The organism is Mesorhizobium sp. M1E.F.Ca.ET.041.01.1.1 (genome assembly GCF_003997355.1).
Lineage (GTDB): Bacteria > Pseudomonadota > Alphaproteobacteria > Rhizobiales > Rhizobiaceae > Mesorhizobium.
Map to the genome: position 1 here is coordinate 1 of NZ_RZSL01000382.1, position 6037 is coordinate 6037.

Annotated in this window: 8 protein-coding genes; 3 read left to right on the top strand and 5 right to left on the bottom strand. The window is 63.6% G+C overall.

Annotated features, from left to right (window positions below; genetic code table 11):
* The 3 genes from purQ to purC all read right to left on the bottom strand — a co-directional run.
* Positions 1–378 (bottom strand): phosphoribosylformylglycinamidine synthase I (gene purQ, locus EOA38_RS25230; protein WP_127300506.1); only part of this gene is annotated, 378 nt, incomplete at its 3' end.
* Between the two features lie 2 nt (positions 379–380).
* Positions 381–620, bottom strand: coding sequence for a phosphoribosylformylglycinamidine synthase subunit PurS (gene purS, locus EOA38_RS25235; RefSeq protein WP_127300507.1), 240 nt, complete (start codon positions 618–620; stop codon positions 381–383).
* Between the two features lie 62 nt (positions 621–682).
* Complete coding sequence (gene purC, locus EOA38_RS25240; RefSeq protein WP_126093621.1) at positions 683–1477, bottom strand: phosphoribosylaminoimidazolesuccinocarboxamide synthase; 795 nt, start codon at positions 1475–1477, stop codon at positions 683–685.
* Positions 1478–1754: 277 nt separating this feature from the next.
* Between purC and EOA38_RS25245 the strand changes: the two genes are divergently transcribed.
* Together EOA38_RS25245 and EOA38_RS25250 are read left to right on the top strand one after the other, a co-directional pair.
* Positions 1755–2075, top strand: coding sequence for a DUF1476 domain-containing protein (locus tag EOA38_RS25245; protein WP_126093622.1), 321 nt, complete (start codon positions 1755–1757; stop codon positions 2073–2075).
* Between the two features lie 155 nt (positions 2076–2230).
* The gene (locus EOA38_RS25250) at positions 2231–3004 is read left to right on the top strand and encodes an HpcH/HpaI aldolase/citrate lyase family protein (protein ID WP_127300508.1); all 774 of its coding nucleotides are present in this window, start codon (positions 2231–2233) and stop codon (positions 3002–3004) included.
* A gap of 19 nt (positions 3005–3023) precedes the next feature.
* Here EOA38_RS25250 and EOA38_RS25255 read toward each other — a convergent pair whose 3' ends face one another.
* The gene (locus tag EOA38_RS25255) at positions 3024–3581 is read right to left on the bottom strand and encodes an alpha/beta hydrolase (RefSeq protein ID WP_127300509.1); all 558 of its coding nucleotides are present in this window, start codon (positions 3579–3581) and stop codon (positions 3024–3026) included.
* A gap of 205 nt (positions 3582–3786) precedes the next feature.
* On the opposite strand from EOA38_RS25255, the gene EOA38_RS25260 reads away from it, so the two are divergent.
* The gene (locus EOA38_RS25260) at positions 3787–4599 is read left to right on the top strand and encodes a VOC family protein (protein WP_127300510.1); all 813 of its coding nucleotides are present in this window, start codon (positions 3787–3789) and stop codon (positions 4597–4599) included.
* Between the two features lie 246 nt (positions 4600–4845).
* Here EOA38_RS25260 and purB read toward each other — a convergent pair.
* On the bottom strand, positions 4846–6037 hold a 1192-nt coding region (gene purB, locus EOA38_RS25265), incomplete at its 5' end, for an adenylosuccinate lyase (protein ID WP_127300511.1).

Below are 6037 nucleotides of genomic sequence, written 5' to 3' on the forward strand. Positions count from 1 at the left end.
GAACATGGTGTTGGCGTTGGCGACCTGAAGCTTCACCTGCCGGCAGACGAACTTCAGCGAGGAATTGCGCATCAGCGCGCCGGGCAGCAGCCCCGCCTCGACCAGGATCTGGAAGCCGTTGCAGACGCCGATGACCATGACGCCCTTGGCGGCCTTCTCAGCCACCGCCCGCATCACCGGCATGCGCGCGGCGATCGCCCCGCAGCGCAGATAGTCGCCGAAGGAGAAGCCGCCTGGGATGGCAATCAGGTCGACGTCGGGGATTTCGGTGTCGGTCTGCCAGACGGTCGCCGGCGCCTGCCCGGAAATCTTGGTCAGCGCCGCGATCATGTCGCGGTCGCGGTTGAGGCCAGGCAGGAGGACGACGGCTGATTTCATTGTCAGGCGATCTCCACAGCGTAGTTCTCGATCACCGTGTTCGCCAGAAGCTTGTCGCACATGGCCTTGAGATCGGCTTCGGCCTTGGCCTTGTCGGTTCCGTTGAGCTCGATGTCGAACACTTTGCCCTGGCGCACCTGGCCGACGCCGTCGAAGCCCAGCCCCGAGAGCGCATGCTCGATCGCTTTGCCCTGCGGATCGAGGACGCCGTTCTTGAGGGTCACGGTAATGCGGGCTTTCATCGATGCTCCTGGATGATCCGTGGTGCGGGCGGCGGACCTGCCGTTGTCGGCAGGTCGCTTAATCAGTGCTTCAGGCCTTTCGGCGACTCGGAGGAGGCGACAAGCACGGGCCCCGTGGGGCGCGGCGGCTCGTTCTCGTTCATGATGCCGAGACGGCGGGCGACTTCCTGGTACGCCTCGACCAACCCGCCCATGTCGCGGCGGAAGCGGTCCTTGTCGAGCTTGTCCTGGGTCGCGACGTCCCACAGCCGGCAGGAATCCGGCGAGATCTCGTCGGCGACGACGATGCGCATCATATCGCCCTCGAACAGCCGGCCGCATTCGATCTTGAAGTCGACGAGCTGGATGCCGACGCCCAGGAACAGGCCGGAGAGGAAGTCGTTGACGCGGATGGCTAAAGCCATGATGTCGTCGATCTCCTGCGGGCTTGCCCAGCCGAAGGCGGTGATGTGCTCTTCCGACACCATCGGATCGTCGAGCGCATCGGCCTTGTAGTAGAACTCGATGATCGAGCGCGGCAGCACCGTGCCTTCCTCGATACCCAGGCGCTTTGCCAGCGAACCGGCGGCGACGTTGCGCACGACCACTTCGAGCGGGATGATCTCGACTTCCTTGATCAGCTGCTCGCGCATGTTGAGCCGGCGGATGAAGTGGGTCGGGATGCCCATGCGATTCAGATGGTTGAAAATGTGCTCGGAAATGCGGTTGTTGAGCACGCCCTTGCCATCGACCACTTCGTGCTTCTTCTTGTTGAAGGCGGTGGCGTCGTCCTTGAAGAATTGGATCAGCGTCCCGGGCTCAGGTCCCTCATAGAGGATCTTGGCCTTGCCTTCGTAAATGCGGCGGCGATTTTTCATCTGATTTTTTTCTCTGGATTGGCGGGCAGGCGGCAAGCGACCGGTTCCTGTCCGTCTGCCTAAATTAGTTGCGGCGACGGTGGCGTTCAATGCCGGTGTCTATAGCAATCGTAATGTTTGCTCAATCGGCAAATCCAGCCGATCAACCGGTTTCAGGACTGAAATGCCGCAGCGCAGCATTCGATGTAGCGTATTGACCGGCCGGCAGCCTTTTGGTTTGTGCTGGGTAAGCACACATATTCATCGCCAAGCGAATCGATTTGACCGGAGGGACGTCATGAGCAGCATGAAAGACCGCGAAGAGGGCTTCGAGCGCAAATTCGTCTTCGACGAGGAGCTCCGCTTCAAGGCCGCCGCGCGCCGCAACAGGGCGCTCGGCCTGTGGGCCGCAGAAAAGCTCGGCAAAACCGGCGCCGATGCCGAGACCTATGCCAAGGAGGTGGTCGTCTCCGATATCGAGGAAGCCGGCGACCACGACGTCTTCCGCAAGATCCGCAAGGATTTCGACGCGGCCGGCGTCAACCAGTCGGACCATCAGATCCGCCGAACCATGGATGAGCTGATGGCGCAGGCGATCGAGCAGATCAAGAACGCCTGAGCCTTATGGGCATGATGTCGTCCGAAAACCGCCTTACACTTTTCGGCATCATACTCTAGCTGGACCAATCGACCGCCCGGCTCAGCCGGGCGGTTTTTCTTTGCCTTGCCGCCGTTTCCGGCTGAAACTGCGGATTGTTAACAAGGAAAGTTCCGATGTCGCTCAAGTCCCGCCTGGCCGCCGACGAAACGCTGTTCACCGCCTGGTCTGGAGTACCGGACGCGCTGACGGTCGAAATCATCGCCAAGCAGGGTTTTGATGCCGTAACCCTCGACATGCAGCATGGCGGCCATCACGAGGACAGTGTGCTGCGCGGCCTCGTGCCGGTGCTTGCCGCCAACAAGCCGGCGCTGGTGCGCATTCCGGTCGGCCGTTTCGACATGGCCAGCCGCGCGCTCGATTTCGGCGCCGAGGCGGTGATCGCACCGATGGTGAATTCGGTGGCCGATGCCAGGCTGTTCGCCGCCGCCATGAAATATCCGCCGATGGGCGAGCGCTCCTGGGGTCCGACCTATGCCTTTCCGCGCCACGGCAAGGGCGATCATGCGGAATGGCTGCGCGACTCGAACCAGCGCACCATGGCCTTCGCCATGGTCGAGACGCGGGCCGCGTTCGAGGCGCTCGACGGCATCCTCGACACGCCCGGCATCGACGGCATCTTTGTCGGCCCGTCGGATTTCTCGATCGCCTGGTCGAACGGCACCACTGTCAATTCGACGCTGGAAAGCATGATGGAGACGGTCGCCTCGATCGCCGAACGGACGCGCAAGGCCGGCAAGCATGCCGCGATCTACGTCATCGAGCCGGCCGTTGCCGGCCGCGTCGTGTCGATGGGCTACCGACTGCTCGCCATGGGTTCGGACCACACGCTGATTTCGCTGGGCGCGAAGACTCTGTTGAAGAGCATGCGGGATTCGATCGGCTCCTGAACCGCCGAACAGAAGAAACTCAAGGTTCCTTCAGTTCGGTCAGGAACTTGGCGAAGGTCATCGAGCCTTCGGGCCATGGCCCGAAGCCTGAGTCCGCGTTGAGATGGCCGGCCTCGCCGGCGTCGATGAACAGCGACCCCCAGGCGGCGGCGATATCCTCGGCGACGTCGAAGGCGCAGAACGGATCGTTACGGCTGGCGATTACGATCGACGGGAAGGGCAGCGGCTCGCGCGAATAGGGCCCGAAGGTCATCAGGTGCCTTGGCCTTATCTCAGGATTGGCGACATCGGGCGGCGCCACAAAGAAGGCGCCGGCGACCGGTTTCTGGAATTGCGGGATAGCCTGCACCGCCGCCGCGACGCCCAGCGAGTGGGCGACGATCACCACCGGCCGATCGGCCTCGTTGACGGCTCTGGCCACGCTTGCCGTCCAGTCCTCGCGCACCGGCTTCGACCATTCGGCCTGTTCGACCCGGCGCGCCGTCGACAGTTTCGACTGCCAGCGGGTCTGCCAGTGCTCGGGGCCGGAATTGGTGTAGCCCGGCACGATGAGAATATCTGCGTCTCTGACTTTCATGGCGCGGATGTAGCGAGCGGCCTTGCCTCATGCAACCATGCCGGTGGGACGCAGTAGATCGCAAGTGTGAACAACCTGTTCGATTCTTTCCATCTTGTGTGAACGATCTCAATCGACGATCTCATGCGGGAGACAAGAACAGATGATCGTGGCACGGGGCTCCTCCAGTCGGAGCCCGTCAGATGCCGCCGGAACGGAGAGTTTGATGAGTGAACTGCCCTTTGCCGCGACTACCCCGGTCAGCGTCTCACGCGTCGGGTTGAAGGCGCGCGATGCGGAAAACCTTGCCGCCTATTACCGCGCCGTCGTCGGCCTGCAGGAGTTGAGCCGCGCCGACGGCGCGATCACGCTCGGCGCCGCCGGCCGTCCGCTGCTGGTGCTGGAGTCGGACGCGTCGGCCAAGCCCGACGATCCGCGCAGCGCCGGCCTTTTCCATACGGCGTTCCTGCTGCCGTCGCGCGCCGATCTCGGCCGCTGGATCAACCATGCCGCGGCCAGCAGGATCGCCATCGAGGGCGCGTCGGACCATTTGGTCAGCGAGGCGCTCTACCTCACCGACCCCGAGGGCAACGGCATCGAGATCTATTCCGACCGCCGTCCGCAGGATTGGAAATGGAATGGCGACACAATAGCCATGGCGACCGAGCGGCTGAACCTGCCCGCGGTCGTCGCCAGCGTGCCGGCGGGTGATGCCGGCTGGCAGGGCGCGCCGGAAAACACCGTCGTCGGCCACGTGCATCTGCGCGTCGGCCGTCCGGAAGACGCCGAGGCCTGGTGGCATGACGAGTTCGGTTTCGACACCGTGGCCAAGTATGGCAGCCAGGCGGTGTTCCTGTCGTCAGGCCACTACCATCACCATATCGGCGCCAACGCCTGGCGCAGCGCCGGCGCCGGCCGCCGCGATCCGGGCCGCTCCGGGCTCGCCTGGGTCGAGATGCGCTCGGACAATGTGACGGCCGAGGCTGCGCGCGAAGATCCCTGGGGCACGGTGATCAGGACTGTGCCGGGCAAGGCTTGATCAAGGGCTGCGCCTAGCTGGAGCACCCCTCATCCGTCTCGGCACTAAAGCGCCGATCCACCTTCTCCCACAAGGGGAGAAGGGAAGGTCGCGTCAGCGCCGCCGCCAATCGCGGACGCTGGTGATTTGCCGAGATGTCGGCGCCAGATTCCCCCTTCCCCTTGTGGGAGAAGGTGGATTGTCGCGCAGCGACAAGACGGATGAGGGGTGTTCCAGCTTGGCGCTAACGGACGCCTTTGCTCGACCTCAAGCCTTTCCGAACACCCGCTTGAAGATCGTGTCGACATGCTTGGTGTGGTAGCCGAGGTCGAATTTTTCGCGGATATCGGCCTCGGGAAGCGCCGCTGTGACGTCTTTGTCGGCAAGCAGTTCCTCAAGGAAATCAGCGCCTTGTTCCCACACTTTCATGGCGTTGCGCTGCACCAGCCGGTAGGCGTCCTCGCGTGACACGCCGGCTTGCGTGAGCGCCAAAAGCACGCGCTGCGAATGCACAAGGCCGCGGAACTTGTTCATGTTCTTCAGCATGTTGTCGGGATAGACGAGCAGCTTGTCGACGACGCCGGTGAGCCGCGCCAGCGCGAAGTCGAGCGTCACCGTCGCGTCCGGGCCGATCATGCGCTCGACCGAGGAATGCGAGATGTCGCGCTCGTGCCAGAGCGCCACGTCCTCCATGGCCGGCGTGGCGTAAGAACGAACCATGCGGGCAAGGCCGGTCAGGTTCTCGGTCAGCACCGGGTTGCGCTTGTGCGGCATTGCCGACGAGCCTTTCTGTCCCGGCGAGAAATACTCTTCCGCTTCCAGCACCTCGGTGCGCTGCAGGTGGCGGATCTCGATCGCGAGGCGCTCGACCGACGAGGCGATGACGCCGAGCGTGGCGAAGAACATGGCGTGGCGGTCGCGCGGGATGACCTGCGTCGACACCGGCTCCGGCTTCAGGCCGAGCTTCTTCGCCACGTGCTCTTCGACATAGGGATCGATGTTGGCGAAGGTCCCGACCGCTCCCGAGATGGCACAGGTGGCGATGTCCGCCCGCGCATGCACCAGCCGCTCGCGGCAGCGCGAGAATTCGGCATAGGCTTGCGCCAGCTTGACCCCAAAAGTCGTCGGCTCGGCATGGATGCCATGGCTGCGGCCGATGGTGACGGTGTCCTTGTGCTCGAAGGCGCGGCGCTTGAGCGCCGCGAGCAGCGCGTCGATGTCGGCAAGCAGGATGTCGCTGGCGCGGGTGAGTTGTACCGCAAGGCAGGTATCGAGCACGTCGGACGACGTCATGCCCTGGTGGATGAAGCGGGCGTCCGGTCCGACGAATTCGGCGAGATGGGTGAGGAAGGCGATGACGTCGTGCTTGGTGACGCGCTCGATCTCGTCGATCTTGTCGACATCGAATTTGGCGGCGCCGCCCTTTTCCCAAATCGTCTTCGCAGCCTCTTTCGGGATG